The organism is Pseudomonas sp. efr-133-TYG-5 (genome assembly GCF_030209175.1).
In the GTDB taxonomy this organism is placed as follows: domain Bacteria; phylum Pseudomonadota; class Gammaproteobacteria; order Pseudomonadales; family Pseudomonadaceae; genus Aquipseudomonas.
Genome location: NZ_JARVSM010000001.1, coordinates 2368393 through 2394763 on the forward strand (window position 1 = coordinate 2368393; position 26371 = coordinate 2394763).

Annotated in this window: 18 protein-coding genes; 15 read left to right on the forward strand and 3 right to left on the reverse strand. The window is 63.3% G+C overall.

Features of this window, described 5'->3' with window-relative positions; all coding sequences use genetic code 11:
* Positions 1 to 359: 359 nt before the first annotated feature.
* From QRN70_RS10810 to QRN70_RS10865, 12 genes are all read left to right on the forward strand, one after another.
* Complete coding sequence (locus QRN70_RS10810; protein WP_285417590.1) at positions 360 to 1676, forward strand: nucleotide sugar dehydrogenase; 1317 nt, start codon at positions 360 to 362, stop codon at positions 1674 to 1676.
* A 98-nt stretch (positions 1677 to 1774) separates the two neighbouring features.
* Complete coding sequence (alg8, locus tag QRN70_RS10815) at positions 1775 to 3256, forward strand: mannuronan synthase (RefSeq protein ID WP_285417592.1); 1482 nt, start codon at positions 1775 to 1777, stop codon at positions 3254 to 3256.
* Positions 3257 to 3291: 35 nt separating this feature from the next.
* The gene (locus QRN70_RS10820) at positions 3292 to 4461 is read left to right on the forward strand and encodes an alginate biosynthesis protein Alg44 (protein ID WP_285417594.1); all 1170 of its coding nucleotides are present in this window, start codon (positions 3292 to 3294) and stop codon (positions 4459 to 4461) included.
* A 9-nt stretch (positions 4462 to 4470) separates the two neighbouring features.
* Entirely contained in the window at positions 4471 to 5982 is a 1512-nt protein-coding gene (gene algK / locus QRN70_RS10825) for an alginate biosynthesis TPR repeat lipoprotein AlgK (RefSeq protein WP_502941557.1), read from the forward strand.
* Positions 5979 to 7466, forward strand: a complete 1488-nt coding sequence (locus QRN70_RS10830; RefSeq protein WP_285417596.1) for an alginate export family protein — start codon at positions 5979 to 5981, stop codon at positions 7464 to 7466. Before algK ends, QRN70_RS10830 begins: the two co-directional genes overlap by 4 nt.
* A gap of 26 nt (positions 7467 to 7492) precedes the next feature.
* Positions 7493 to 9064, forward strand: a complete 1572-nt coding sequence (gene algG, locus QRN70_RS10835; RefSeq protein WP_285417598.1) for a mannuronan 5-epimerase AlgG — start codon at positions 7493 to 7495, stop codon at positions 9062 to 9064.
* A 10-nt stretch (positions 9065 to 9074) separates the two neighbouring features.
* Positions 9075 to 10526 (forward strand): alginate O-acetyltransferase, encoded by a 1452-nt coding sequence (locus QRN70_RS10840; protein WP_285417600.1) that lies wholly within the window; start codon positions 9075 to 9077, stop codon positions 10524 to 10526.
* An 8-nt stretch (positions 10527 to 10534) separates the two neighbouring features.
* Entirely contained in the window at positions 10535 to 11659 is a 1125-nt protein-coding gene (locus tag QRN70_RS10845) for a mannuronate-specific alginate lyase (RefSeq protein ID WP_285417602.1), read from the forward strand.
* A gap of 199 nt (positions 11660 to 11858) precedes the next feature.
* Positions 11859 to 13424 (forward strand): MBOAT family O-acyltransferase, encoded by a 1566-nt coding sequence (locus tag QRN70_RS10850; RefSeq protein WP_285417604.1) that lies wholly within the window; start codon positions 11859 to 11861, stop codon positions 13422 to 13424.
* A gap of 10 nt (positions 13425 to 13434) precedes the next feature.
* Positions 13435 to 14607 (forward strand): alginate O-acetyltransferase, encoded by a 1173-nt coding sequence (locus QRN70_RS10855; protein ID WP_285417605.1) that lies wholly within the window; start codon positions 13435 to 13437, stop codon positions 14605 to 14607.
* A 15-nt stretch (positions 14608 to 14622) separates the two neighbouring features.
* On the forward strand, positions 14623 to 15279 hold the full coding sequence (locus tag QRN70_RS10860) for an alginate O-acetyltransferase AlgF (protein ID WP_285417606.1): 657 nt from the start codon (positions 14623 to 14625) through the stop codon (positions 15277 to 15279).
* Between the two features lie 101 nt (positions 15280 to 15380).
* Positions 15381 to 16832 carry a mannose-1-phosphate guanylyltransferase/mannose-6-phosphate isomerase gene (locus tag QRN70_RS10865; RefSeq protein ID WP_285417608.1) on the forward strand — a complete coding sequence of 484 codons (1452 nt, stop codon included), beginning with the start codon at positions 15381 to 15383 and terminating at the stop codon, positions 16830 to 16832.
* A 75-nt stretch (positions 16833 to 16907) separates the two neighbouring features.
* On the opposite strand, the gene QRN70_RS10870 is transcribed toward QRN70_RS10865, so the two are convergent.
* Entirely contained in the window at positions 16908 to 19598 is a 2691-nt protein-coding gene (locus QRN70_RS10870) for an RHS repeat domain-containing protein (RefSeq protein ID WP_285417609.1), read from the reverse strand.
* Between the two features lie 119 nt (positions 19599 to 19717).
* Positions 19718 to 22534 (reverse strand): RHS repeat-associated core domain-containing protein, encoded by a 2817-nt coding sequence (locus QRN70_RS10875; protein ID WP_285417611.1) that lies wholly within the window; start codon positions 22532 to 22534, stop codon positions 19718 to 19720.
* A 180-nt stretch (positions 22535 to 22714) separates the two neighbouring features.
* Between QRN70_RS10875 and QRN70_RS10880 the strand changes: the two genes are divergently transcribed.
* From QRN70_RS10880 to QRN70_RS10890, 3 genes are all read left to right on the forward strand, one after another.
* Entirely contained in the window at positions 22715 to 23179 is a 465-nt protein-coding gene (locus QRN70_RS10880; protein WP_285417612.1) for a multidrug transporter, read from the forward strand.
* 36 nt (positions 23180 to 23215) lie between these two features.
* A complete protein-coding gene (locus QRN70_RS10885; protein ID WP_285417613.1) occupies positions 23216 to 24040 on the forward strand; it encodes an SDR family oxidoreductase in 825 nt (274 codons plus the stop codon).
* A 386-nt stretch (positions 24041 to 24426) separates the two neighbouring features.
* Positions 24427 to 25425 (forward strand): hypothetical protein, encoded by a 999-nt coding sequence (locus QRN70_RS10890; protein ID WP_285417614.1) that lies wholly within the window; start codon positions 24427 to 24429, stop codon positions 25423 to 25425.
* Positions 25426 to 25503: 78 nt separating this feature from the next.
* On the opposite strand, the gene QRN70_RS10895 is transcribed toward QRN70_RS10890, so the two are convergent.
* Complete coding sequence (locus QRN70_RS10895; RefSeq protein ID WP_285417615.1) at positions 25504 to 26364, reverse strand: efflux RND transporter periplasmic adaptor subunit; 861 nt, start codon at positions 26362 to 26364, stop codon at positions 25504 to 25506.
* Positions 26365 to 26371 lie beyond the last annotated feature (7 nt).

Consider the following 26371-nt stretch of genomic DNA (forward strand, 5'->3'; position numbering starts at 1 on the left):
AAACTGAAGGACAGGAGATACGCACCATTAATATCCCCTACAAGGCCAAGGCCGCGCCCCTATAAACGTGCTCGCCTGAGCACCCAACCGCTTGATCTACGGGCTTTTCCGCCCGCATCGAGCGCGCAATACGATTGCACGGACTTCTTCTCGACAGAGGTTCGGCTGCATAACAGGGCAAGTCATAACAATAAGGCCTAGTTGCGCACATCTTGAGTGCACTTATTTAGACACTCGGAACTTAGTATGCCTGCACACGGCATTGTGGCGCCTGTAAGCCGCACTTTCGAGTGCACTATGACCGCTGAACACCATTAACTCCGGCCATCTAACGGCCAGATAAAACAGAGGTAATTGCGATGCGCATCAGCATATTTGGTTTGGGTTACGTCGGCGCAGTCTGTGCCGGTTGCCTGTCTGCACGGGGCCATGACGTGGTTGGCGTCGATGTCGCCAAAGACAAGATCGATATGATCAACGCGGGCAAATCCCCGATTGTTGAACCGGGCCTGGGCGAGTTGCTGGCGCAAGGTATCGAAACCGGTCGTCTGCGCGGTACGACCAACTTCGCCGAGGCGATTCGCGACACTGACCTGTCGATGATCTGCGTCGGCACGCCGAGCAAAAAGAACGGCGACCTGGAACTGAACTACATCGAAGCGGTATGCCGCGAGATCGGTTTCGTGCTGCGCGAGAAGACCACCCGCCACACCATCGTCGTGCGCAGCACCGTCCTGCCGGGCACCGTGGCCAACGTGGTGATCCCGATCCTCGAAGACTGCTCGGGCAAGAAGGCCGGCGTCGATTTCGGCGTGGCGGTCAACCCTGAGTTCCTGCGCGAATCCACCGCGATCAAGGACTACGACCTGCCGCCGATGACCGTCATCGGCGAGTTCGACAAGGCTTCGGGCGACGTTCTGCAATCGCTGTACGAAGAACTCGACGCGCCGATCATCCGCAAGGACATCGCCGTCGCCGAGATGATCAAGTACACCTGCAACGTCTGGCACGCCACCAAGGTGACCTTCGCCAACGAGATCGGCAACATCGCCAAGGCCGTCGGCGTCGATGGCCGTGAAGTGATGGACGTGGTCTGCCAGGACAAGACCCTCAACCTGTCCCAGTACTACATGCGCCCGGGCTTCGCCTTCGGCGGTTCGTGCCTGCCGAAAGACGTGCGTGCCCTGACCTACCGCGCCGGCTCGCTGGACGTCGAAGCACCGCTGCTCAACTCGCTGATGCGCAGTAACGAATCGCAAGTGCAGAACGCCTTCGACATCGTTGAAAGCCACGACAAACGCAAAGTCGCCCTGCTCGGCCTGAGCTTCAAGGCCGGTACCGACGACCTGCGCGAAAGTCCGCTGGTGGAACTGGCGGAAATGCTGATCGGCAAGGGCTACGACCTGAGCATCTACGACAGCAACGTCGAGTACGCCCGTGTCCACGGCGCGAACAAGGACTACATCGAGTCGAAAATCCCGCACGTATCGTCCCTGCTCAACGCGGACTTCGATTCGGTGATCGACAACTCCGACGTGATCATCCTCGGCAACCGCGACGAGAAGTTCCGCGCACTGGCCCAGGAAGCCCCACAGGGCAAACAAGTCATCGACCTGGTCGGCTTCATGTCCAAAGCCACCAGCGCCGGTAGCCGCACCGAAGGTATCTGCTGGTAAAGCAGCGCCAAGCGACAAGCCTCGAGCTGCAAGCCAAAGCGTTTCGCTTGCAGCTTGACGCTTGCAGCTCGAAGCCTCTCTTACCTTGGATGACGTCGATGACCAAGCTCAAACATTTCTTTCTGCAATCCGCCGGCTGGCTGTTGTTTCTAAGCCTGTTGATGGGCCTGGCCTTGATGCTGCCCACGTCCACATTCGACTCCGAGTCGAAGGACTTTATTTTCCTGATTGGCGCCGTGGGTATCTGGCGCTACTCGATGGGTGCCACGCACTTTGTGCGCGGGATGATTTTTCTCTACATCGTTTACCCGCACCTGCGCCGCAAAGTGCGCAAGCTGGGTAAAGCGGCGGATCCGTCGCATGTGTTCCTGATGGTCACCAGTTTCCGTATCGACGCGCTGACCACGGCGCAGGTCTACAGCTCGGTGATCCGCGAAGCCATCGACTGCGAACTGCCGACCACCGTGGTCTGCTCGATCGTCGAAATGTCCGATGAACTGCTGGTCAAGGCCCTGTGGGCGCGGATGAATCCGCCGGAACGCGTGAAGCTCGACTTCGTGCGCATTCCCGGCACCGGCAAGCGTGATGGCCTGGCGTTCGGTTTCCGCGCGATCTCCCGCCACCTGCCGGACGACCGTGCCGTCGTGGCCGTGATCGACGGCGACACCGTGCTCGGCGAAGGCGTCGTACGCAAGACCGTGCCGTGGTTCCAGCTGTTCGACAACGTCGGCGGCCTGACCACCAACGAATTCTGCGAAGTGCGCGGCGGCTACATCATGAGCGAATGGCACAAGCTGCGTTTCGCCCAGCGTCACATCAACATGTGCTCGATGGCCCTGTCCAAGCGCGTACTGACCATGACTGGCCGGATGTCGGTTTTCAAAGCCTCGGTGGTGACCAACCCGGATTTCATCGCCGACGTCGAAAGCGATTCGCTGCAACACTGGCGCCTGGGCCGTTTCAAGTTTTTGACCGGTGACGACAAATCGAGCTGGTTCAGCCTGATGCGCCTGGGTTACGACACCTTCTACGTCCCGGACGCGGCGATCAACACCGTTGAACACCCGCCGGAAAAGAGCTTCATCAAGGCCAGCCGCAAGCTGATGTTCCGCTGGTACGGCAACAACCTGCGGCAGAACTCGCGAGCGCTGGGCCTGGGCGTGAAACGCCTCGGCGCCTTCACCTCGGTGGTGCTGTTCGACCAGCGCGTATCGATGTGGACGTCGTTGCTCGGCCTGACCGTGGCCATCATCGCCAGCTTCAAGTACGGCGGCGCGTTCATTCTCGCCTACCTGCTGTGGATCGGTATCACGCGCCTGATTCTGACCCTGCTGCTGTCCTGCTCCGGTCACCGGATCGGCCCGGCCTACCCGTTGATTCTCTATTACAACCAGATCGTCGGCGCGCTGGTGAAGATCTACGTGTTCTTCCGCCTCGACCAACAATCCTGGACTCGCCAACCCACTTCCCTGACCCGTGACCTCGCCAGCTTTCAACGTTGGTTCAACACCTGGTCGTCTCGGACCATGACCTTCTCCGCCGGCAGCATTTTCGTCGCCGTGCTGCTGATGATGGTCTGACCCGCCCCTCTTGAATTAACAAGGAAATCGCCCCTATGAATACCGCCGTCAACGTCAACGTAGTGCATGAATCCGAAGCCCAGCGCCAGCACGCCCGGGTGAAAATCCCGGCCAAGCTGCGGTTCTTCGGCCACGACCGCACGCCGCTCGAAGCACGGGTCCTCGACCTGTCCGCCGGTGGCCTGGCGTTCAACGCCGGGCAGATGCCGCTGACCATCGGCGAGGTGCACAAGGCGCGCCTGCAATTCGTCATCGACAACCTCGGCCTGGCCATGGACGTCGAGTTGCAGATCCGCTCCTACGACCGCCAGACCGGCCGCGCCGGTTGCCAGTTCCAGAATCTCGAGCCGCAGGATATTTCCACCCTGCGCCACCTGATCACTTCGCACCTGGCCGGCGACATCGTCAGCATGGGTGAAGTGCTGGCGACCCTGCAGCGCGACAACTTCACCAAGGCGCGCAAGGTCAAGGACGGCGGCAGCGGCATGACTCCGTTCGGGCGGCTGAAAGCGGTCACGTTCAGCGCCGGGATTTTCGCGGTCGGCCTGGTGGCGGCGGGTTTCATTTTCAAATCGGTGTACGGCATGTACTTCGTCAGCCACGCCCAGGCCGGCCTGGTCAGCGTGCCGGGGATGAACATCACCATGCCGCGCGACGGCACCGTGCAGAGCCTGGTCAAGTCCGACGGCGTCGCCGCCAAGGGCGCACCGCTGGCGACGTTCAGCACCAGCATGCTCGATGTGCTCAAGGGCCATCTGGACGAAGACCAACTGCAGCCGGCCAAGGTTGAAGAACTGTTCGGCAAGCAGATGACCGGCACCCTGACCTCGCCGTGCGATTGCACCGTGGCCCAGCAACTGGTGGCCGACGGGCAATACGCGAGCAAGGGCGACGTGATCTTCACCCTGGTTCCGCGCAACACCCAGGCCACTGTCGATGCGCGCTTCTCCTATCGCCAGTTCGGTGATGTCCGTCCGGGCACCCCGGTGAGCTTCCAGATCGCCGGCGAAGACCAGACCCGTACCGGCAAGATCGTCAGCAGCACCAGCCTGAAGAGCGCCGACCTGTCCTCCGACATCCGCGTGCAGATCCAGCCGGACGAGCCTCTGGACAGCAGCTTCGCCGGGCGCCCGGTGGAAGTGAACAGCGACCGTGGCCCGAACCTCAACTGGCTGATCGACAAAGCCATGGCTGCCGGTCTTTAAGTCGAGGACATGCCTGTGACTACTCCACCCATCTCGAGCACACCACAAACCCTATGGGAGCGAGCTTGCTCGCGAATGCACTCTGACATTCAGCCTCAGTGCCGACTGACACACCGCTTTCGCGAGCAAGCGCGCTCCCACATGGGTTCAGTGTGTGCCTTGGCACTGGCGGTGAGTCTGGCCGGTTGCGCCGGCCTGCCCGACCAGCGCCTGGCCAATGAAGCGCTCAAGCGCGGCGACACCGCGACTGCCGCGCAGAATTACCGTGCGCTGGCCGACCTGGGTTACAGCGAGGCCCAGGTCGGGCTCGCCGATATTCAGGTCGACAGCCGTGACCCGGAACAGATGAAACAGGCCGAAGCCACCTACCGCGCAGCGGCCAGTGTTTCGCCGCGGGCGCAGGCGCGCCTCGGTCGCCTGCTGGTGGCCAAGCCCGGTTCCACCGAAGCCGAGCACCAGGAAGCCGAAAGCCTGTTGAAAAAAGCCGCTGCCAACGGTGAAGGCAACACCCTGATTCCGCTGGCGATGCTGTACCTGCAATACCCGCACAGCTTCCCCAACATCAACGCCCAGCAGCAGATCGACCAATGGCGCAAATCCGGTTACCCGGAAGCAGGCCTGGCGCAAGTGCTGCTGTATCGCACCCAGGGCACTTACGACCAGCACCTGGATGACGTGGAAAAAATCTGCAAGGCCGCGCTCAACAGCACCGACATCTGCTACGTCGAACTGGCCACGGTCTATCAGAAGCGTGCGCAGCCGGAGCAACAGGCCGAGCTGATCAAGCAGCTGCAGGCCGGTTACAGCCGTGGCACCGTCAGCGCGCAACGGGTGGATTCCGTTGCCCGCGTGCTGGCCGATTCGACCCTCGGCAAGACCGACGAGAAAACCGCACAATCGCTGCTCGAACCGATCGCCCCGGGCTATCCGGCATCGTGGGTGACCCTCGCACAACTGCTCTACGACTTCCCGGAACTGGGTGACGTCGATCAGATGATGAAGTACCTGGACAACGGCCGCGCCGCCGACCAGCCGCGCGCCGAGCTGTTGCTGGGCAAGCTCTACTACGAAGGGAAAATGGTCCCGGCCGATGCCAAGGTCGCCGAGGAACATTTCCAGAAAGCCGTCGGCCGCGAAGTCGCCGCCGATTACTACCTCGGCCAGATCTATCGCCGCGGTTACCTGGGCAAGGTCTATCCGCAGAAGGCCCTCGATCATCTGCTGACCGCTGCGCGCAACGGCCAGAACAGCGCCGACTTCGCCATCGCCCAACTGTTTTCCCAAGGCAAGGGCACCAAGCCCGACCCAGTCAACGCCTACGTCTTCAGCCAGTTGGCCAAGGCGCAGAACACTCCGCAGGCCGATGAGCTGGCGACCACCCTGGCCGCGCAGTTGCCGCCCGAGCGCCTGGCCGAAGCCCAGCGCCTGCTGCAACAGGAACAGGCCAGCCGTGGCGCCCTGAACCAGAACACGCTGCAACTGCACGCCCTGCAAGAAGAAGACGGCGAGGAATCCCTATGAAGTTGAATCCCTTTGTGAAGGCCGGTATCGGCCTGACCTTCGCGCTGATCTGGTCTTGCCCGACACTGGCCGCGATGACCGAAAGCAAGAATTTCGGCCTTGAAGTGAAAATCACCGGCCAGTCCGAAGACGACCGCGACCTCGGCACTGCCCGTGGCGGCGACGTCAATGGCCTGGGCCTCGATCTGCGTCCGTGGGTCTACGGCGAAAGCGGCGCGTGGAGCGCCTACGCCATGGGCCAGGCCGTGACCTCGACCGATATCATCGAGACCGACACCCTGCAGCAGTCCGACAGCGACGGCACGCAGAGCACCGACAACGGCGACCGCAAGACCAAGAAAAACTACCTGGCGATGCGCGAGTTCTGGGTCGGCTACAGCGGCCTGACGCCCTACCCTGGCGAGATGCTCAAATTCGGTCGCCAGCGTCTGCGTAACGACGACGGCCAGTGGCGCGATACCAACATCGAAGCACTGAACTGGACCTTCGACACCACCCTGCTGCGCGCCAACGCCGGTGTCGCCGAACGCTTCAGCGAATACCGCACCGACCTCAAGGAGCTGGCACCGAAAGACAAGGATCGCCTGCACGCCTATGCCGACGCTGCGTACCAGTGGACGCCGGGCCAGTGGGTCGGCATCCGCGGCCACCACACCCACGATGACGGCAAGCTCGACTACGCCGAACCGGGCGTGCCCCGCGATTCGCTGGACAAGACCGAGAACGGCGACATCAGCTGGCTCGGCCTGACCGCCGACAGCGACGCCTACAACTGGCGCAACACCAACACCGTCAACTACTGGGGCAGCATCACCGGCATGAGCGGCGACCGCGACACGGTCAATCCGTTGAACGCCGACGGCAGCGCTCCGGCCCAGGCCAAGCGCAGCGATGACGTCAACGGCTGGGCCACCGACATCGGTGTGCGCCTGCGCCTCGACCCGCAATGGCAGGTCGGCGCCGCGTATGCCCGCGCCAGCGCCGATTACGAACAGAACGGCCTGGAAAGCAACCGCTCCAACTACACCGGCACCCGCTCGCGTGTACACCGCTTCGGTGAAGCCTTCCGTGGCGAAATGAACAACATGCAGACCGCCACCCTGTTCGGTTCGTGGATGCTCAACGACCAGTACGACGCCAGCCTGATCTACCACAAGTTCTGGCGCGTGGACGGCAACAAGCCGGTGGGCAGCAACGGCATCAACGCCGTGGAAAACAACACCGACGACGTCACCGGCGCGATACTCTCCAGCACCTCGCTGCCGCTGCAGGATGGCAACAAGGATCTGGGCCAGGAAATGGATCTGGTGGTCACCAAGTACTTCAAGCAAGGGTTGTTGCCGGCCGCGTTGAGCCAGTCGATCGACGAGCCGTCGGCGCTGGTGCGCTTCCGTGGCGGCGTGTTCAAGCCCGGCGACGCCTACGGCAGCCAGGTCGACTCGTACATGCACCGCGCGTTCATCGACGTGATCTGGCGCTTCTGATGCAAACCGCGAAGGGAGTGCCCGACATGAACAACGCAAGGAAAGGCTCGCTCAGCCTGTTGGCCGGCGCAATGCTGCTGGCCTCGGCCGGCGCCTTCGCCACAGTGGAGCCGGCCAAGCCGGTGACCACCGCCAAAGAGCTGCAACAGGCCAAGACCTACACCGTCAGCAGCGCGCCGACCGAGGCGCTGGAACTGGCCAAGCCGAAACTGCCCGACCTCACCGGCTTCACCGCCGAGGCCGCCGCCGCGAAAATCGTGCGCAGCAAACCGGGCAAGATCAGCGTGCGCCGGATGATGCAGGAAGACGCCCTGAAGGACTTCATCGGCGGCGACAACAAGATGGCCGAATGGGTGGTGCGTCAGCACGGTATCCCGCAGGCGATCTTCGTCGACGACGGCTACATGAACCTCAAGGAGCTGGCGCAGAAGCTGCCCAAGCAGTACTTCAGCGAAACCGCACCCGGTGTGTACCTGGCCAAGCTGCCGATCGTGGTCGGCCGCAAGGGCATCCTCGAAATCGACGGCCAGACCCAGGAGTTGCGCCTGTCCCAGGAGGCCGGTTCGTTCCTGGTCAACGACGGCCAGCTGTTCGTGCGTGACACCAAGGTCACTGGCTGGCGCGAGAAGGACAACGGCCCGGCCACCTTCCGTTCGCCGAAGGAGTTCCGACCGTTCCTGCTCGCCTGGGGTGGCACCGAGACCTACATCGTCAACAGCAAGATGGCCAGCTTCGGCTATGCCAACAGTAAGTCGTACGGGGTGAGTATTTCCCAGTACACGCCGAACATGGCCAAGGTGCTCAAGCGTCCCGAGCCGACCGGCTGGATCGTCGGTTCCGAGTTCTCCGACATGTGGTACGGCTTCTACTGCTACGAGACCCGCGACTTCGTGGTCAAGGGCAACACCTACAAGGACAACATCGTCTACGGCATCGACCCGCACGACCGTTCCCACGGTCTGATCATTGCCGAGAACACCGTCCACGGTACGAAGAAGAAGCACGGCATCATCATTTCCCGTGAAGTGAACGACAGCTTCATCTTCAACAACAAGAGCTACGACAACCACCTCTCGGGCCTGGTGATCGACCGCAACAGCGTCAACAACATCATTGCCTACAACGAGATCTACAAGAACCACACCGACGGCATCACCCTCTACGAGTCCGCCGACAACCTGCTGTGGGGCAACAAGGTCATCAGCAACAAGCGCCACGGCATCCGCATTCGTAACAGCGTGAACATCCGCCTCTACGAAAACGTGGCCATGGCCAACGGTCTGACCGGCGTCTACGGCCACATCAAGGACCTGACCGATACCGACCGTGACATCAAGCTCGACCCGTTCGATGCCCAGGTGTCGCTGATCGTGGTCGGCGGTGAACTGGCGGCCAACGGCAGCGGCCCGATGGCCATCGACTCGCCATTGAGCGTGGAGCTGTACCGCGTGTCGATGCTGGCGCCGACCAAATCCAGCGGCATCAGCTTCAACGGCATCCTCGGCGAGCGCCAGGATGAAATTCTCGACCTGCTGGTGCGCCAGCAGAAAGCCGTGCTGATCGACCCTGTCGAACGCCAGACCGAAATGCAGGACTGAGGATAATTCCATGCACCCACACTTGATCAAATTACTCAGCCTGTCGGCCCTGACCGTGGGCATTCTGGCGGCCGCCAATGCGGCCCGGGCGGACGAGGCGCAAGCGCCGACATTCACCGCCGAACCGTGCTGCAACCTGTGCCCGGAAGCCCACGACGCGAAGAACTACACCACCCGCTACCAACAGAACTTCACCACCCTGGTGCAGGCGCAGGGCGACTGGTTGTTCCGTACCCAGGAAGACCTGCGTACCGAGTTCAACACCACCGCTGCCGGCTACAAGCGCCTGCAACAGCTGCACGATGCGTTCAAGGCCAAGGGCGTCGAACTGGTGATCGTCTATCAGCCGACCCGTGGCCTGGTGAACCGCAACAAGCTCAACCCGCAGGAAAAAGCCGCGTTCGATTACGACAAGGCGCTGAAGAACTACAAGACCATGCTCGGGCGTTTTGCGCAGATGGGCTACGTGGTTCCGGACCTGTCGCCGCTGACCAACGAATCACTGCCGGACACCCTGCCCGCCCACGATTTCTACTTCCGTGGCGACCAGCACTGGACCCCGTACGGTGCCCAGCGCACGGCAAAAATCGTTGCCGAGAAGGTCAAGCAGATCCCGGCCTTCGCCGACATTCCCAAGCGTGAATTCGAAACCAAGCGCTCCGGGCGCATGGGCAAGACCGGCACCCTGCACAACATGGCCGGGCAACTGTGCGGCACCAGTTACGCGATCCAGTACATGGACCAGTTCACCACCGAGCCCAAGGGCGAGGCCGGTGACGGCGACCTGTTCGGTGATTCCGGCAACCCGCAGATCACCCTGGTCGGCACCTCGCACAGCGGCAAAAACTACAACTTCGCCGGTTTCCTCGAAGAAGCCATCGGCGCCGACATCCTCAACGTCGCGTTCCCCGGCGGTGGCCTGGAAGGTTCGATGCTGCAGTACCTCGGCAGCGACGAATTCCAGAAGACTCCGCCGAAGATTCTCATCTGGGAATTCTCGCCGCTGTACCGCCTCGACCAGGAGACCATCTATCGCCAGATGATGGCCCTGCTGGATAACGGCTGCGAAGGCAAAGACGCGCAGATGAGCGCCAGCACCACGCTGAAACCGGGCGGCAAACAAGAACTGCTGGTCAACAGCAAGAACCTGAATCTGCAGAACAGCAGTCACCAGGTCGACATCCGCTTCGCCGACACGTCGGTGAAAACCCTGCAAGCCACCCTCTGGTACATGAACGGTCGCCACGAGGACATCAAGATCGAGAAACCGGAAACCTCCGACACCGACGGTCGTTTCGCCTTTGAGCTGCGCACGGACGAAGACTGGGCCTCGCAAAACCTGCTGGCAGTCGAAGTCCAGGGCCCGGAAGCGGGTACCGCGCCACAGAAAGTCGAAGCGAAAATCTGCAAACGCAACGTATTCCCGGGCGCTGGGCCACAAACCGCCCAGGTCGGGCAATGAGGTCTGCTATGCGAAATCCGAAACTGACAGCTTTTCTGGCGCCCACTCTGTTAAGCCTGGCGATGTTCGCCGGCGCGACTCAGGCTGCCGCTCCCCTGCGTCCACCACAGGGCTACTTCGCCGCGGTGGATAAATTCAAGACCGGCGACAACAGCGAAGGCTGCGACGCCATGCCGACGCCCTACACCGGCCCGCTGCAATTTCGCAGCAAGTACGAAGGCTCGGACAAGGCCCGCGCGACGCTGAACGTGCAGTCGGAAAAAGCTTTCCGCGACACCACCAAAGACATCACCACGCTGGAACGCGGTACCGCCAAACGCGTGATGCAGTTCATGCGCGACGGTCGCCCGGAACAGCTCGATTGCACGCTCAACTGGCTGACCGCATGGGCCCAGGCCGATGCGCTGATGTCGAAGGACTTCAACCACACCGGCAAGTCGATGCGCAAATGGGCGCTGGGCAGCATGGCCTCTTCGTACATTCGCCTGAAGTTCTCCGACTCGCATCCGCTGGCCCAGCATCAACAGCAAGCGCAGCAGATCGAAGCCTGGTTCAGCAAAATGGCCGACCAGGTGGTCAGCGACTGGGACAACCTGCCGCTGGAAAAAACCAACAACCACTCGTACTGGGCCGCCTGGTCGGTGATGGCCACTGCCGTCGCCACCAACCGCCGCGACCTGTTCGATTGGGCGGTCAAGGAATACAAGGTCGGCGCCAACCAGATCGATGCCGATGGCTTCCTGCCCAACGAACTCAAGCGCCAGCAACGCGCCCTCGCCTATCACAACTACGCCCTGCCGCCGCTGGCGATGATCGCCAGTTTTGCCCAGGTCAACGGTGTCGATCTGCGTCAGGAAAACAACGGCGCGCTCAAACGCCTGGGTGATCGCGTGCTGGCCGGGGTGAAAGACCCGGAGGAATTCGAGAAGAAGAACGGCAAGAAACAGGACATGACGGACCTGAAAGAGGACATGAAATTCGCCTGGCTCGAACCGTTCTGCACCCTCTACACCTGCTCGGCGGATGTGCTGGAGAAGAAACACGGGATGCAGCCGTTCAAGACCTTCCGCCTCGGCGGCGACCTGACCAAGGTCTACGACCCTTCCCATGAAAAGGGCAACAAAGGTTCCTGACACTGACCGCTGATCGTTCCCACGCTCTGCGTGGGAATGCAGCCCGGGACGCTCCGCGTCCCATGCCGAAGCGGACGCAGAGCGTCCATTGAGGCATTCCCACGCAGAGCGTGGGAACGATCGTAGCTCTCCAGTTTTCAGCGGGGGGTTTGGGGGGGCTTTGGCCCTTGACTGTTGGTTCAAACATGGAGAGATCGGGATGGTATTTTCATCCAACGTGTTCCTGTTTCTGTTCTTGCCGATCTTTCTCGGCTTGTACTACCTGAGCGGGCAACGCTATCGCAACCTGCTGCTGCTGATCGCCAGCTACGTGTTCTACGCGTGGTGGCGGGTGGACTTCCTGGCGCTGTTCGCCGGCGTCACCCTGTGGAACTACTGGATCGGCCTGAAAGTCGGCGCCGCCGGTGTGCGCAGCAAACCGGCCCAGCGCTGGCTGCTGCTCGGTGTGGCGGTCGACCTGTGCATCCTCGGCTACTTCAAGTACGCCAATTTCGGCGTCGACAGCATCAACGCGATCATGACCTCGTTCGGCCTGGAGCCGTTCATCCTGACCCACGTGCTGCTGCCGATCGGTATCTCGTTCTACATCTTCGAATCGATCAGCTACATCATCGATGTGTACCGTGGCGACACCCCGGCCACGCGCAACCTGATCGACTTTGCCGCGTTCGTGGCGATCTTCCCGCACCTGATTGCCGGCCCGGTCCTGCGTTTCCGCGACCTCGCCGACCAGTTCAACAACCGCACCCACACCCTCGACAAGTTCTCCGAGGGCTGCACGCGGTTCATGCAGGGTTTCATCAAGAAGGTGTTCATCGCCGACACCCTCGCCGTCGTGGCCGACCACTGCTTCGCCCTGCAGAATCCGACCACGGGGGATGCCTGGCTCGGCGCGCTGGCCTACACCGCGCAGTTGTATTTCGACTTCTCCGGCTACAGCGACATGGCCATCGGTCTGGGCCTGATGATGGGTTTCCGCTTCATGGAAAACTTCAAGCAGCCGTACATCAGCCAGTCGATCACCGAGTTCTGGCGGCGCTGGCACATCAGCCTGTCGACCTGGCTGCGTGACTACCTGTACATCACCCTCGGCGGTAACCGCAAAGGCACGCTGATGACCTATCGCAACCTGTTCCTGACCATGCTCCTGGGTGGTCTGTGGCACGGCGCGAACATCACTTACATCGTCTGGGGTGCCTGGCACGGCATGTGGCTGGCGATCGAGAAAATGCTCGGCATCAACACCTCGCCGCGCCGCCTCAACCCGATCCGCTGGGCGCTGACCTTCCTGCTGGTGGTCATGGGCTGGGTGATCTTCCGTGCCGAGAACCTGCACGTCGCCGGGCGCATGTACGGCGCAATGTTCAGCTTCGGCGACTGGTCGCTGTCGGAACTCAACCGCGCCAGCCTCACCGGTCTGCAAGTGGCCACCCTGGTAGTGGCGTACGCCACGCTGGCCTTCTTCGGTCTGCGTGATCTGTACACCAACCAGGCCCCGGTCAAGAGCAAACCTGCGGTCAACGTCGAAAGCGACGGCCCTGCAGGCGCTCAACCAGGCCTGATCAAGGCAGCGCCTGGCGAAAACCCGGCGAGCATCCACGAGCCTGGCTACACCGTCGGCGTCGAAGCCCAGGTGCAACCGGCGTACTGGACGGCGGACTGGTCGCGCTACGTGATGCGCGGCCTGATTCTGCTGCTGTTCATCGCCTCGATTCTCAAACTCTCGGCGCAAAGCTTCTCGCCGTTCCTTTACTTCCAGTTCTGAGGGATCTGCCATGACCCGCTCATTACGCATCCTCTACATCGCCCTGTTCCTGGTGACCCTGCTGGTGCTCGGTCTGTGGTCGGTGCGCAGCTTCTTCGGCTTCAGCACCAACGCCGACGCCACCGTGCTCAACGGGCGCTGGACCAAAGCCGTGGAAACCCACTACGACGACGAGTTCCCGATCAAGCGCCTGGGCACCAACCTCTGGGCCGCGCTGGATTTCAAACTGTTCAACGAAGGGCGTCCGGGCGTGGTGCTCGGTCGCGATCAATGGCTGTACAGCGACGAGGAATTCAACCCGATCGTCAACGAAGAGCTCAACCTGCAAGGCAACTACGCGCTGGTCGAAGGCGTGCGCCAGACCCTCAAGGAGAAAGGCGTGAAACTGGTGATGGCGATCGTCCCGGCCAAGGCGCGCCTGTACCCCGAACACCTCGGTGAAGTGAAACCGGCGAGCATCCACGCCAACCTCTACCAGGACTTCCACGCCCGTGTCGCGGCCGACAGGATCCTCGCCCCCGACCTGCTCGGCCCGCTGCAACAGGCCAAGCAGAACGGTCAGCAAGTGTTCCTGCGCACCGACACCCACTGGACTCCGGAAGGTGCCGAGATCGCTGCCAACACCCTGGCGAAAACCATTGCCGACAAATTCCCGCTCAGCGGCGAGCCGCAGCGTTTTGTCACCACGCCGGCGGAGAAAGTCACGCACAAGGGCGACCTGCGTCTGTTCCTGCCACTGGATCCGCTGTTCGAAAACCTGATGCCGGCGCAGGAGCCGCTGCAGAAACGCAACACCGTGGCCGCCGAGCAGCCTGCCGGTGACGACGCTCTGTTCGCCAACAGCGAAGTGCCGGTCGCGCTGATCGGTACCAGCTACAGCGCCAACCCCAACTGGAACTTCGTCGGTGCGCTCAAACAAGCGCTGCACAGCGACGTCGTCAACTACGCCGAAGACGGTCACGGCCCGATCCTGCCGATGCTCAGCTACCTGAAAAGCGATGACTTCAAGAACAGCCCGCCGCAGGTGCTGATCTGGGAGTTTCCTGAACGATATCTGCCTGTGAACAACGAAATCGGCGACGCCGACCCGCAGTGGGTCGCAGAGCTCAAACAAGCCGGTGCTCGCCAACAAAACGTAGCCATCAACACTAAATCCGAGACGCCCGATCGGGCGCAAAACTGAAAGAGAGGTAACACCATGACTTTCACTACTACTCCTCGTCGTCTCGCTAAAAGCTTCGCACTGGTCGCTGGCCTCAGCGTGCTGTCCGTGCCTGCATTTGCCGGTGGCGACGCCGCGCTGTACGGCCCGACCGCCCCGAAAGGCTCGACCTTCGTGCGCGTTTACAACGCCAGCAATGCCGAAGTCAGCGCCACCGTCGGCAGCACCAACCTCAGCGACGTTGCGCCACTGGCCAGCAGCGACTTCAGCTTCATGCCGGGCGGCGACTACAGCGCCAAGATCGGCAGCCAGACCCTGCCGGTGAAACTCGCCGGTGACCACTATTACACCCTGGTCAACAACGCTTCCGGCGCGCCGCAGCTGATCGAAGAACCGCCGTTCAAGAACAAGCAGAAATCCCTGGTGCGCGTGCAGAACCTCAGCGACAAGCCGCTGACCCTGAAAACCGCCGACGGCAAGACCGAAGTGGTGCCGAACGTCGCGGCCAAGGGCCGTGGCGAGCGCGAAATCAACCCGGTGAAAGTCAGCCTGGCGCTGTACGAAGGTGACAAGAAAGTCGGCGACGTGAAACCGGTCGCGCTGGAGCGTGGTGAGGCAGCAGTGCTGTACGTCACCGGCAACGGCAGCAACCTGTCGCCAGTCTGGGTGAAACGCCCGGTGTCGACCCGCTAATCGCTCGAGCTATCAGCTACAAGCCTCAAGCTGCAAGTAAGTGCTTCCAACTCGCCGCTTGCAGCTTGCAGCTCTCAACTGCATTTTAAGGAGTAAACAATATGATTCCGGTGATCTTGTCAGGTGGTAGCGGTTCTCGTCTCTGGCCGCTGTCGCGTAAGCAATTCCCTAAACAATTCCTGGCCCTGACCGGTGAACACACACTGTTCCAGCAAACCCTGGAACGCCTGGTGTTCGAAGGCATGGACACGCCGATCGTGGTCTGCAACAAGGATCACCGTTTCATCGTCAACGAGCAGTTGGCCAGCCGCAATCTGGATTGCCAGCGCATCCTGATGGAGCCGTTCGGCCGCAACACCGCGCCGGCGGTGGCGCTGACCGCGATGATGCTGGTCAATGAAGGCCGCGACGAGCTGATGCTGGTGCTGCCGGCCGACCACGTGCTGGAAGACCAGAAAGCCCTGCAACGTGCCCTCGCCCTGGCCACCGTCGCCGCCGAAAACGGCGAGATGGTGCTGTTCGGCGTGCCGGCGACCAAACCGGAAACCGGCTATGGCTACATCAAGTCGGCCAACGATTCGCTGCTGCCCGAAGGCGTCAGCCGCGTCTCGCACTTCGTCGAAAAACCTGACGTCAAACGCGCCACCGAATACGTCGAGTCCGGCGGCTACTACTGGAACAGCGGCATGTTCCTGTTCCGCGCCAGCCGTTTCCTCGAAGAGCTGAAAAAGCACGATCCGGACATCTACGACACCTGCCTGCTGACCCTCGAGCGCAGCCAGCAGGACGCCGACACCGTGACGCTGGACGAAGCCACCTTCGCCTGCTGCCCGGACAACTCCATCGACTACTCGGTGATGGAAAAGACCCAGCGCGCCTGCGTGGTGCCGCTGACCGCCGGCTGGAGCGATGTCGGTTGCTGGTCGTCGCTGTGGGAAGTCAACGAGAAAGACGCCAACGGCAACGTCAGCAAGGGCGACGTGGTGATCCAGGACAGCAAGAACTGCATGATCCACGGCAACGGCAAACTGGTGTCGGTGATCGGCCTGGAAAACATCGTCGTGGTGGAAACCAAGGACGCCATGATGATCGCCCACAAGGACAAGGTTCAGGGCGTCAAGCAGATGGTCAACACCCTCAACGAACAGGGCCGCAGCGAAACCCAGAACCACTGCGAGGTCTATCGTCCGTGGGGTTCCTACGATTCGGTTGACATGGGCGGACGCTTCCAGGTCAAGCACATCTCGGTGAAGCCAGGCGCCTGCCTGTCGCTGCAGATGCACCACCACCGCGCCGAGCACTGGATCGTGGTCAGCGGCACCGCTGAAGTGACCTGCGACGACAACGTGTTCCTGCTCTGCGAGAACCAGTCGACCTACATCCCGATCGCCTCGGTGCATCGCCTGCGCAACCCGGGCAAGATCCCGCTGGAAATCATCGAAGTGCAATCGGGCAGCTACCTCGGCGAGGACGATATCGAGCGCTTCGAAGACATCTACGGTCGCTCCACTCCGGTCGAGCGTGGCGTGTCGGTGAAAACCATCGCCCAGTGATCGCCCGCTAGGGCAAGAAGCCCCCGTCCAGCCCGCTGCGTTCCCCATCCGCAGTGGTTTGGGCGGGGGCTTTTTTTATCGGTTGGCGACGAGCCGGGCGTCGAATTTCCTGGCGATTCGCGCCGAGCGCGGATTGACCGCGTCGGTGCGGATTCTGTGCACCTGCGTGCCTTTCGCCACTGCCTTGACCGAGTGCACGGTGAGGAACGTGCCGACGCCACGCAGCAACGGCAGGGGAGCCCCGTCGGCATTGGCCAGGCGCCCGCCTGGCTGAGTCTGCGGGTGCACCACCACTTGCACCACGTCCACCTCGGTCTTGCCCTTCTCGGTAAACGTGTTCAACTCCGACAGGCCATAGATCTGCCGCTGCTCGGGCAGCATGAATTTGTCGGCCTTGTTCATCACCGCGAAGAAGCGCCGCTCGACGACGAAGTCTGGGTGGCGGTTTTCCGGGTCGATGCTGCTGTCGTCAAAGAACTTGTCGTTGGCACTGCGCAACATGTACCCGGCAATGTTCGCCCCCAGGGCGAAGTTCGACGGTTGCCCGGCCACCCGCGGCGCCGACTCTTCGCGGGCCAGTTGCTTGTAGCGCTGGCGGTAATGTCGCAGCGCCTGCTTCAACTCGTCGCCGCCCACCAGGTAGTCGCTGAACCCGCCCACTTCCACCACCTCGAAGTCGTTGACCTCCTTGAACTTGCCCGTGGCTTCGCGGAACACCGCGATCCGGCTGGCGAGCGTGGCCGCCAGGAACTTCAGGCGATTCTTCAGGCCGACCTCGATCTCGTACTTGCCGGTTTTCTCCAGGCCATGGGCGTCGTGAAACGTCAGCGGGTTGTTGCCGACCATGGCGTACAGGTTCGGCCCGTCGACGAACCCCGCCGGGTCGGCACTGGCCCAGCGTTGCAGCCAGGGGATGTAGTAGCGCAAGCCGAAGTCGCAAAGTCCGGAGGCATCGCGCTCCTTGCCCGAATAGCGCAGGGTCTTGTCATTCAGCTCGGCGCCGTCGGCGGCGGTCTGGTACGCCGTTTCGCCGAACGGGTAATAGTTTTCCCGGGTGAGCAGGCGGCCGTCGCCCGCCAGTTCCAGGCACACCGAACGCAGATCATCGCAGAGGCTGTAGCGCAGCTGATCGTTACCGCCCGATGGCGGCGGACTGTCCCAGTGCAGGAGCCGAATGCGGTTCAGCCCACCCTCGACGTTGACCACTTGCAGGCGTTCGCCGCTGCCACTGTCGCTGCGTAATTCCAGCCCCGGCAGATAACGCACCTCGGCCACCACTCGGCGCGTGCACGTGTGCAACGAGCGAATCTTGCGCACGCGCTGGCCGCTGGCGTCGTAGAGATAAACCTCGTCGTCATTGTCGGCCGACGCACGCTCCACCGGGCTCAGCGATTGCAGCTGATTGCGCGGATTCCACTGCAGCCGCCGGCCCGCATCGAGCGCGAGCAGATTGCCGTTGCCGTCGAACGCGGCAGCGATCTGCGCTTCGTCGGGCGGCGTCGTGTCGTAGGGCACGGCGCGATTGCTGTAACGGGCGACCTGCAGCGTGCGCCCATGGCGCTGGGCACCGAAGTGAATCAGTCGCACCAGGTTACCGCCGGCATCGTACTCATAGTGCTGCCGGTAGTTGCTCAGCGCCGCTGCATCGACATGACCATGCGGCCCCTTGCCGAGACTGCCCGCCTCCCAACCCGTCGCCTCGCGCAACTGATAGAGACTGTCGTAGCTGAAGCGGCTGACCGGGTCGATCCGCTGGTTGGCGAAATGGCGCACTGGCAGCGCCTGGTCTTCGATGCTGAGCACGTTGCCCATGGCGTCGTACTGGTACAGCAGCTGTTGCAGCACGCGACCGTCGGCATCCACGGCGCGGCGCCGACTCAGGCGACCGTCCTCGGGCCGGTAGATCAGGCAGGTCTGCACGCCGTTGCCGGCCGTCTCACGCTCGATATTGCCCTGGGCGTTGTAGGCGATGGCGCTGACCAGGGTCTGCTCGCCGGGCTGATCGGTGAGCTGCAGATGCTGCTCGCGCAGGCGGCCGTCGCACGTCAGCCGGAACCTGTGGCGGTTGCCGCTGGCATCGGTCTGCACCAGCACATCGCCCAATGCGCCGACGAGCCAACGAGACGTCGCCCCGGCGCCTGGCTCGAGCAACGCCTGCCGCGCCTCCACCGCTTCCGGCCAGTCGGGCGTCGTCGGCTCGCGGGTGAAGTATCGGGTGTCCTCGCTGCACCGGCCGCCCAAGGCAAAGCGCGCGTACAGCACGCTGCCGGCCGGGTGGTCATGGCGGATCAACCGGGCAAACTGATTAGACCCTGCATCGCCCGCGCCGGGATGGCCGTAGGTCATCCGCTCGACGCAACGCCGGGGCTCACCCGCCGCGGTTTCGTCGATCGCCAGCGGGCGCCGCAAGGCGTCGTAGGTGAACGCGCGACAAGTGCCACGACTGTCCCAGACTGTTGCCGGTTGCGCATCGGGGCCCACCAGTTCGAGGCGTGTCCCGCCATCCACGCTGTCGCTGCGGATCAGCTGCGCGCCCAGCGTGAACACCTGGCTCAGGTTGGCCGGGGTCAGCGGATCGAGTGCTTGCTGCGCCCACAGGCGCGGGTCCCATTGCTGACGCGCCCGCCCCGACGCATCGCGCAGCGTGCGGTTGATCCGGGTCGCGGCCGGCGCATCGGCCGCGGCACGCCAATAGTCGACCGTGCGCAATGGCAAGCCGCGCGGATCGACCACCGAAACCTTTGGCGTGTGGCTGTGTACACCCATGGCACGTGCTCCCAGGCGATCGGCATCCTTTCTGCCCGCGATCCGGGCAGCCGGGCGATGACCCGGCTAGCGGCACAAACGGCAGGCCCGACCAGCGTGCCGGCGCTGGTCGGGAGCGCTCATCCAGTGGTGCGCCGCTGGCTGACCTCGACCTTCCTGGCCATGGCCTTGCGCACCCGACTCTGGGCATACACCGACACCGAGGCATTCGTGCGCTTGAACAGGCCGCTGCTGCCCGGCGTATAGCGCTCGATGCCGCTGGCGCCCTGGATGGTCTGGTAATGAATGTTCCAGGCCTGCTGCTTGCGGTCATATTTCATGAAGGCGAAACCGGTGGTCAGGGTTTCAAGGCGGCCTTTCTCGTCCTCGGCATAGCCGTAATCGGCGAACTCCATGGCCGCCGCCTGACCCATGCCGTGCTCACGCGCCGGCAGATCGTTGTATTGCGCATTTTCCTTGCCGCCCTCGACATGCCGCACCCGCAGCACGTTGTCGCTCAGCTGATCCACGGTCAGCGAACAGCCGCTGAAACTGGGGGTGAACACGTGATCCGGCTGGGTCCCCGTCGGGTGCAGCGGGATATCCACATGACCGCCCTGCGGCGCCCAGTAGCCGGCCACGGCGTTGTGCTTGTCGGGAATCTCGCCCTTGGCAATATCGACGATGCGCAGGGCATTGAACTCGCCCTTGCTGGCGCCGGAGTAGCTCAGGCGATCGACACTGAAAATCATCTCGCCGCCGCCGTGGCGCCGGCTCAACTGGGCAACGGTGTCACTCGAGTAGCGTCCGGGCACCGGGTCGAGAAACTGACTGCTGATCGGCGTGCGACCGAACTCGCGCGCCTCCAGCGCCTGGGCAATGTTGCCGGGCTTGCCGGTCGCCGGCACGCTGCGCAGAGGATGGCCACGGTCGACCTGTACCGCGCCGGCGAGCACGCGCGCGTCGCCCGTGGCGATCAGCGGTTCCCACAGGCCGTTGGCCTGTTTTCTGCGGGTCAGCGTCCCCTCGCCGTCGGTAAAGGTGAGCGGGTTGTTATGCACCATGCGGTACAGGTTCGCGCCGTCGGCATGCCCGGCCGGATCGGTACTGGCCCAGCGCTGCAGCCACGGGATGTAGTAGCGCCAACCGAAGGCGTAGAGGCCGGTCGCGTCGCGCTCCTTGCCCGAATAGCGCACGGTTTTGTAGGCCACTTCGATCGCATCCGCACCGGCCAGGTACGCCGTTTCGCCGAACGGAAAGAACACTTCGTGGCTGATCAGCCGCGCATCGCCGGCAAGCTCCAGGCTGACCGAGCCCAGGTGATCGGCGAGGCTGTAGCGGTATTGATCGTTGCCGCCCGACGGCGGCGGACTTTCCCAGTGCAGCACGCGCACGCTGTCGGCGTCGATGACCTGCAGCACTTCGCCGCGGGCACTGTCGGTGCGCAGTTCCAGCCCCGGCAGGTAGCGCACTTCGCTCTGCAGCGTGCGCCCCTGCGCCTGTAACGAGCGCAGCTTGCGCACACGCCGGCCGCCACCGTCGTACAGATAAAGCTCGCAATCGTCCTGCCCCGAGGATCGTTCCACCGGCGTCACCGCTTGCAGTTGATTGGCCAGGTTCCAGCGCAGGGTTCGCGTATCGAGTTGCAGCAGATTGCCGCAGGCATCGAACGCCGCGGCGATCTGCGCCTCGCTCGGCGGCGTGTCGTCGTAGGGCAAGGCGCGGTTGCTGTGGCGCGCCGGGCGCAGATTGCGGCCGTGGCTCTGCGCACCGACATGCGTCAGTTTCAGCAGATTGCCGCTGGCGTCGTAGTCATAGGTCTGCCGGTAGTTGCTCAGCGCGGCGGGATCGACGCGCCCACGCGACGCTGGCCCCTGACTGGCACTGCCGGCCTCCCAACCGCTCGCTTCGGCCAACTGGTAGAGGCTGTCATAGGCGTAACGGCTGACCGGTTCGATGCGCTGATTGGCGAAGTAGCGGATCGGCAGCGCCTGATCCTCGATGCTGAGGACGTTGCCGGTTCGATCGTAGGCGTAGACCAGGTGTTGCAGCACGCGACCATCGGCCGCGGTGGCGTGGCGCACCTGCAAGCGCCCGGTTTGCGCCTGATAGCTGAACGTGGTCTGCACGCCATTGCCGGCGACAACGCGCGCGACGCTACCCTCGGCGGTGTAGGCCATCGCGCTGTACAGCATTCGCGCCGGCTGACCGTGCAACTGCAGCTGCCGCTCACGCAAGCGCCCGTCGACGGTCAGCGCCAACACGTGCCGGTTGTCCCGAGCATCGACCTGCTCCAGCACATCGCCCAGCGCCCCGTAGCGCCAGCGCGAGATCGCGCCCGCCCCCGGTTCCAGCAACGCCTGGCGCTCGTCGATCGGCTGCGGCCAGTCGGGGGTGATCGGCTCGCGGCTGAAATGGCGCACCGCTGTGCTGCATGGGCCGCTCAACGCATAGGCCTGGAACAACACGCTGCCGGCCGGATCGTCATGGCGCAACAAGCGCCCAAGCTGATTGCACGCCGCGGCGCCCTGGTGCGGATCGCCATAGAGAAAGCGTTCGATACACCGGCGCGGCTCATCCAGACCCTGGCGGAAGATTACCAGCGGACGACGCAGCAGGTCGTAGTCGATGGCGGTTCGGGTCTGGCGCGCATCCCACGTCATCACCGGCTGTCCGCCGGGATCCGGCAGCCGCAGCTGCCGGCCGGCATCCACGCTGTGCGTGCCAAGCAGGGTGGCGGCCAGCGACCAGACACTGGCCTGGCTGGGCGGCGCCTGCTGCGCCCACAACCGCGGGTCCCACTCCTTGACCGCTCGCCCGGCTGCATCGCGCGCCGTGCGCTGCACGCGGGTTTCCAGCGGCTGCGTGGCCAGCACCCGCCAATAGCCGACGCTGCGCACGGTCAAGCCGCGCGGGTCGCTCACCGACACGCTCGGCGTCTGGCTGTGTACGCTCATGCTGTGCTCCCCTGCTGACCCGGGCCTGCGTCCCCACGGACATCAGAACAGGCACAGCGCGGCGCCGGCCACTGTCAGAAATTACAGTTCAGACCAGCGGTACGCCGCCCCGCACGGCGAATATCCATTCCCGCGGGCCTTCGGTAGGATGGGAGCCACGAGTTCAAGGAGCGTTCGCACATGTTCATCGGTGTCCTGCTGGTCATCACCTGGCTGATCCTGTTGTTGCGCTATCCGGCCAAGGCCCTGCCGGTGTCGCTGGCCGCCGCAGTCGGCCTCGGACTGGTCGCGATGTGGGTGGTGTGGCTGGACAACCGCGAGGTCAAGCAACTGGCGCGCCTGGAACTGCGCATCGCCTACGCTCCGCAGCACTGCCCGGCAGACCGGCCGCTGCAACTGAAACTGAACAACGGCAACGACGTGCCGCTGACCGAACTGCGCTGGCGCATTGCGGCCTACGCCCCCGGCGACAGCGTCAATCTCGCCGACAACCAGTACACCGCCCCGCGCTATCGCGGCCCCGGCGAATTGCAGGCCGGCGGCAACTGGGAAGACTGCCTGCCGCTGCCGCCATTGCGCCCCGGCTATCGCCCGCAAACCCTGGAGTTTCGCGCCGAGCGCCTGCAGGGCAGTTTTTCCGACTGATCCCTTTCCCCACTGTTTTTGCCCAAGGAATGCGCCATGCCCGTTGCGTTGATTACCGGATGTTCCAGCGGCATCGGCCGCGCCCTCGCCGATGCGTTCAAAGCCGCCGGTTTCCAGGTCTGGGCCAGCGCACGCAAGGCGCAGGATGTCACGGCACTGGCGGCCGCCGGATTCACCGCCGTCCAGCTCGATGTGAATGACGGCCCCGCGCTGGAACACCTCGCCGAGCGAATCAACCAGCAGCACGGCGGCCTCGACGTGCTGATCAACAACGCCGGTTATGGCGCCATGGGCCCGCTGCTCGACGGTGGCGTAGCGGCCATGCAACGCCAGTTCGAAACCAACGTGTTCGCGATTGTCGGCGTGACCCGCGCGCTGTTCCCGGTACTGCGCCGGGCCAAGGGCCTGGTGGTGAATATCGGCAGCGTGTCGGGCGTGCTGGTGACGCCGTTCGCCGGCGCCTATTGCGCCTCGAAAGCGGCGGTGCACGCCTTGAGCGATGCCTTGCGCATGGAGCTGGCGCCGTTCGGCATTCGCGTGATGGAAGTCCAGCCGGGGGCGATTCAATCGAGCTTCGCCAAGAACGCCGGGCACGAAGCCGAGCAACTGATCAACGAACAATCGCCGTGGTTCCCGCTGCGCGAAGGCATTCGTGCACGGGCCAAGGCTTCCCAGGACAAACCGACGCCGGCCAGCGACTTCGCCGCCGAACTGCTCAAAGCGGTGCAGCAGAGCCAGCCACCCCGGCTGGTCCGCATCGGCAACGGCAGCCGTGCCTTGCCGCTGCTGGCCAGCCTGTTGCCCAAGGGTTTGCTCGAGTCGAGCCTGATGAAGCGCTTCGGCCTGCGCGGGCCGCTCTGATCCGCCGCGGTGAAATTGCCAAACCGCGCGACTCACGTAGAATGCGCCGCACGTGCAGCGTGCGCCGCTGCATGTGCACACGAAAGCGCACGGAGTCGCTGACGCACGCATCCAGGCAAGGGAACTGCTCATACCGATCGCCCCTCCCCTCGGACTGTTCCGGCGTGGAACAGCCGCTGCTTTGCTGGCCTGCCTGACGCGCGCCCGGCTCACGCGCTTGCATTCAGCTCGGGAACCACTGTTGCACGCTCTCAGTAATGACGCTCGCCTTGGCTGGCGGACTGCGGAACGGCGGCACGTGCTACTGAAAAAACACGCGCGACCGTGCGCGTAAAACCGATGGGCGTCCCTGCGGGCGCCATTCGTTCGCGATAAGGGAATATCCATTGAAATTCAGAAACCTGCTGCCCGTGGCATTACTCACTGTTCTCTGCGGCTGTGGCGAGCCCTCGCCCGATGAGGCGCTGAATGCCACCCTGCCACACGTCAGTCTCAGCGAGCTGCTGCCGCCGGCCGAAGCCAACGAGCATTGCAACAGCGCTCTGGACAGCGACCTGCTGTATGGCATCGGCTACCAGTTGTACAACGATGGTCAGCCCGAGCAGGCGCGCAGCTGTCTGATCATGGCGGCCCCGACCCACGACCGCGCCCTGTGCTATCTGGCGAGCATCGCCGAACAGGACACCAGCAAGGACAGCGCCCAACGCGACCGCGAAGCCTTCGGCTACATGGCCTATTCGGCGCAGAAGAACGATTCGTGCGCCGAGTTCGGCATGTTCCAGAACTTCACCTACGGCATGCGCGGGCAGACCGCCGACAGCGCCCTCGGCCTGCGTTGGCTGGAGCGTTCCGCCCGCCACGGCGACCCGGATTCCCAGCAGACCCTGATGCGTTTTCACAGCGGCAAGGATGAACTGGCGCTCGCCTACGGCTGGGCCAGAATCCTCGATGACACGGCCGGCATCGCCGAACTGAAACAACGCATGAACCCGCAGCAAATCAGCGATGGCGAGAAGGTCTACGAGCAATTGAGCAAGGATGTCACCAGCAAGGAGCGTGTACGCCAGGACGCTCGCGAGGAAAACCTCGCCGTGTACGCGGCCAACATCCATATGCAATCGCCCGAAACCTTCAGCGGCCTGTCGCCAGCGCAGCGGCACGACGTCATGGCGCAGGCACTGGCCACGGTGAGCGCGCGCCCCGAGTTCGGCACCCGGGCGCAGTTGTACGCCTACGTGATCATTTCGCGTCAGGTGCAGCTCAAAGGTGGCGATAGCGATGTGCTGCACAATCCGCAATTGCTGGCGCTGCTCAGCGACAAGGAACTGCAAGTGGCCGAGGCCGTAGACAAGGCCCGGGGCATTCTCGACCAGCCGCAGCTGTAACAGCGGCCGCCAGTGACCAGGCCAGGGCATTGCGCCCTGGCCTTTTTGTTCGCCCAGGTGGCAGCCGACTCAGCGCGGTCAGCGGGCGTCCTCGCGGACCACCACCGTGCAGGTGATCCCCGCTGCCAGCAGCACCCCCTCGGGCACTTCATCGATGTGAATGCGCACCGGCACCCGTTGCGCCAGGCGCACCCAGTTGAACGTCGGGTTGACGTCGGCGATCAGCTCGCGGCTTTCCGGGTTGTCGCGGTCGTAGATGCCGCGCGAGATGCTTTCCACGTGGCCCTTGAGGGTTTCGCCGCTCATCAGTTGCATGTCGGCCTGGTCGCCCACGCGCACATGCGGCAGTTTGGTTTCTTCAAAGAAGCCATAGACCCAGAACGAATTCATGTCGACCACGGCCATTTTCGCCTCGCCGATGCGCGCGTAGTCACCGCGATGCACGTTGAGGTTGGTCACGTAGCCGTCCACCGCCGCGCGCACTTCGGTGCGCTTGAGGTTGAGTTCGGCGGCTTCCAGTTGTGCCTGGGCGTGCTGGTAGTCGGCCAGCGCCGAGTCGGCGATGTTGCTGGCGTCGTCGCGGTTTTCCTTGGAGATCACCAGGTTGTCGAGATCGGCGCGGCGATGCGCATTGACCTTGCGCATCTCCCAGGTGGCCTTGCGTGAAGCCACCAGCGACTGCGCCTGTTTCACCGCGAGGCGATAGTGCTCGGGGTCGATCTGCATCAGCAGATCGCCCTTCTTCACCAGCTGGTTGTCACGCACCGGCACATCGATGACTTCACCGGTGACGTCGGCCGCAACGTTGATGATGTCGGCGCGTACGCGGCCGTCACGGGTCCACGGCGTGTTCATGTAATGCACCCACAGGGTCCGGCCGATCCACAGCGCCAGGGCCAGCACCAGCAGGGTCGCGAGCAGGCTGAAAAACTTTTTCATCGGGACG

Coding starts and splice junctions, on each gene's coding strand:
- QRN70_RS10840 (WP_285417600.1), top strand. CDS start 9,075: ATGCACCCACACTTGATCAAATTACTCAGCCTGTCGGCCCTGACCGTG.
- QRN70_RS10810 (WP_285417590.1), top strand. CDS start 360: ATGCGCATCAGCATATTTGGTTTGGGTTACGTCGGCGCAGTCTGTGCC.
- QRN70_RS10870 (WP_285417609.1), bottom strand. CDS start 19,598: ATGGGTGTACACAGCCACACGCCAAAGGTTTCGGTGGTCGATCCGCGC.
- QRN70_RS10845 (WP_285417602.1), top strand. CDS start 10,535: ATGCGAAATCCGAAACTGACAGCTTTTCTGGCGCCCACTCTGTTAAGC.
- QRN70_RS10875 (WP_285417611.1), bottom strand. CDS start 22,534: ATGAGCGTACACAGCCAGACGCCGAGCGTGTCGGTGAGCGACCCGCGC.
- QRN70_RS10860 (WP_285417606.1), top strand. CDS start 14,623: ATGACTTTCACTACTACTCCTCGTCGTCTCGCTAAAAGCTTCGCACTG.
- QRN70_RS10855 (WP_285417605.1), top strand. CDS start 13,435: ATGACCCGCTCATTACGCATCCTCTACATCGCCCTGTTCCTGGTGACC.
- algG (WP_285417598.1), top strand. CDS start 7,493: ATGAACAACGCAAGGAAAGGCTCGCTCAGCCTGTTGGCCGGCGCAATG.
- algK (WP_502941557.1), top strand. CDS start 4,471: ATGCCTGTGACTACTCCACCCATCTCGAGCACACCACAAACCCTATGG.
- QRN70_RS10880 (WP_285417612.1), top strand. CDS start 22,715: ATGTTCATCGGTGTCCTGCTGGTCATCACCTGGCTGATCCTGTTGTTG.
- QRN70_RS10885 (WP_285417613.1), top strand. CDS start 23,216: ATGCCCGTTGCGTTGATTACCGGATGTTCCAGCGGCATCGGCCGCGCC.
- alg8 (WP_285417592.1), top strand. CDS start 1,775: ATGACCAAGCTCAAACATTTCTTTCTGCAATCCGCCGGCTGGCTGTTG.
- QRN70_RS10865 (WP_285417608.1), top strand. CDS start 15,381: ATGATTCCGGTGATCTTGTCAGGTGGTAGCGGTTCTCGTCTCTGGCCG.
- QRN70_RS10895 (WP_285417615.1), bottom strand. CDS start 26,364: ATGAAAAAGTTTTTCAGCCTGCTCGCGACCCTGCTGGTGCTGGCCCTG.
- QRN70_RS10850 (WP_285417604.1), top strand. CDS start 11,859: ATGGTATTTTCATCCAACGTGTTCCTGTTTCTGTTCTTGCCGATCTTT.
- QRN70_RS10820 (WP_285417594.1), top strand. CDS start 3,292: ATGAATACCGCCGTCAACGTCAACGTAGTGCATGAATCCGAAGCCCAG.
- QRN70_RS10830 (WP_285417596.1), top strand. CDS start 5,979: ATGAAGTTGAATCCCTTTGTGAAGGCCGGTATCGGCCTGACCTTCGCG.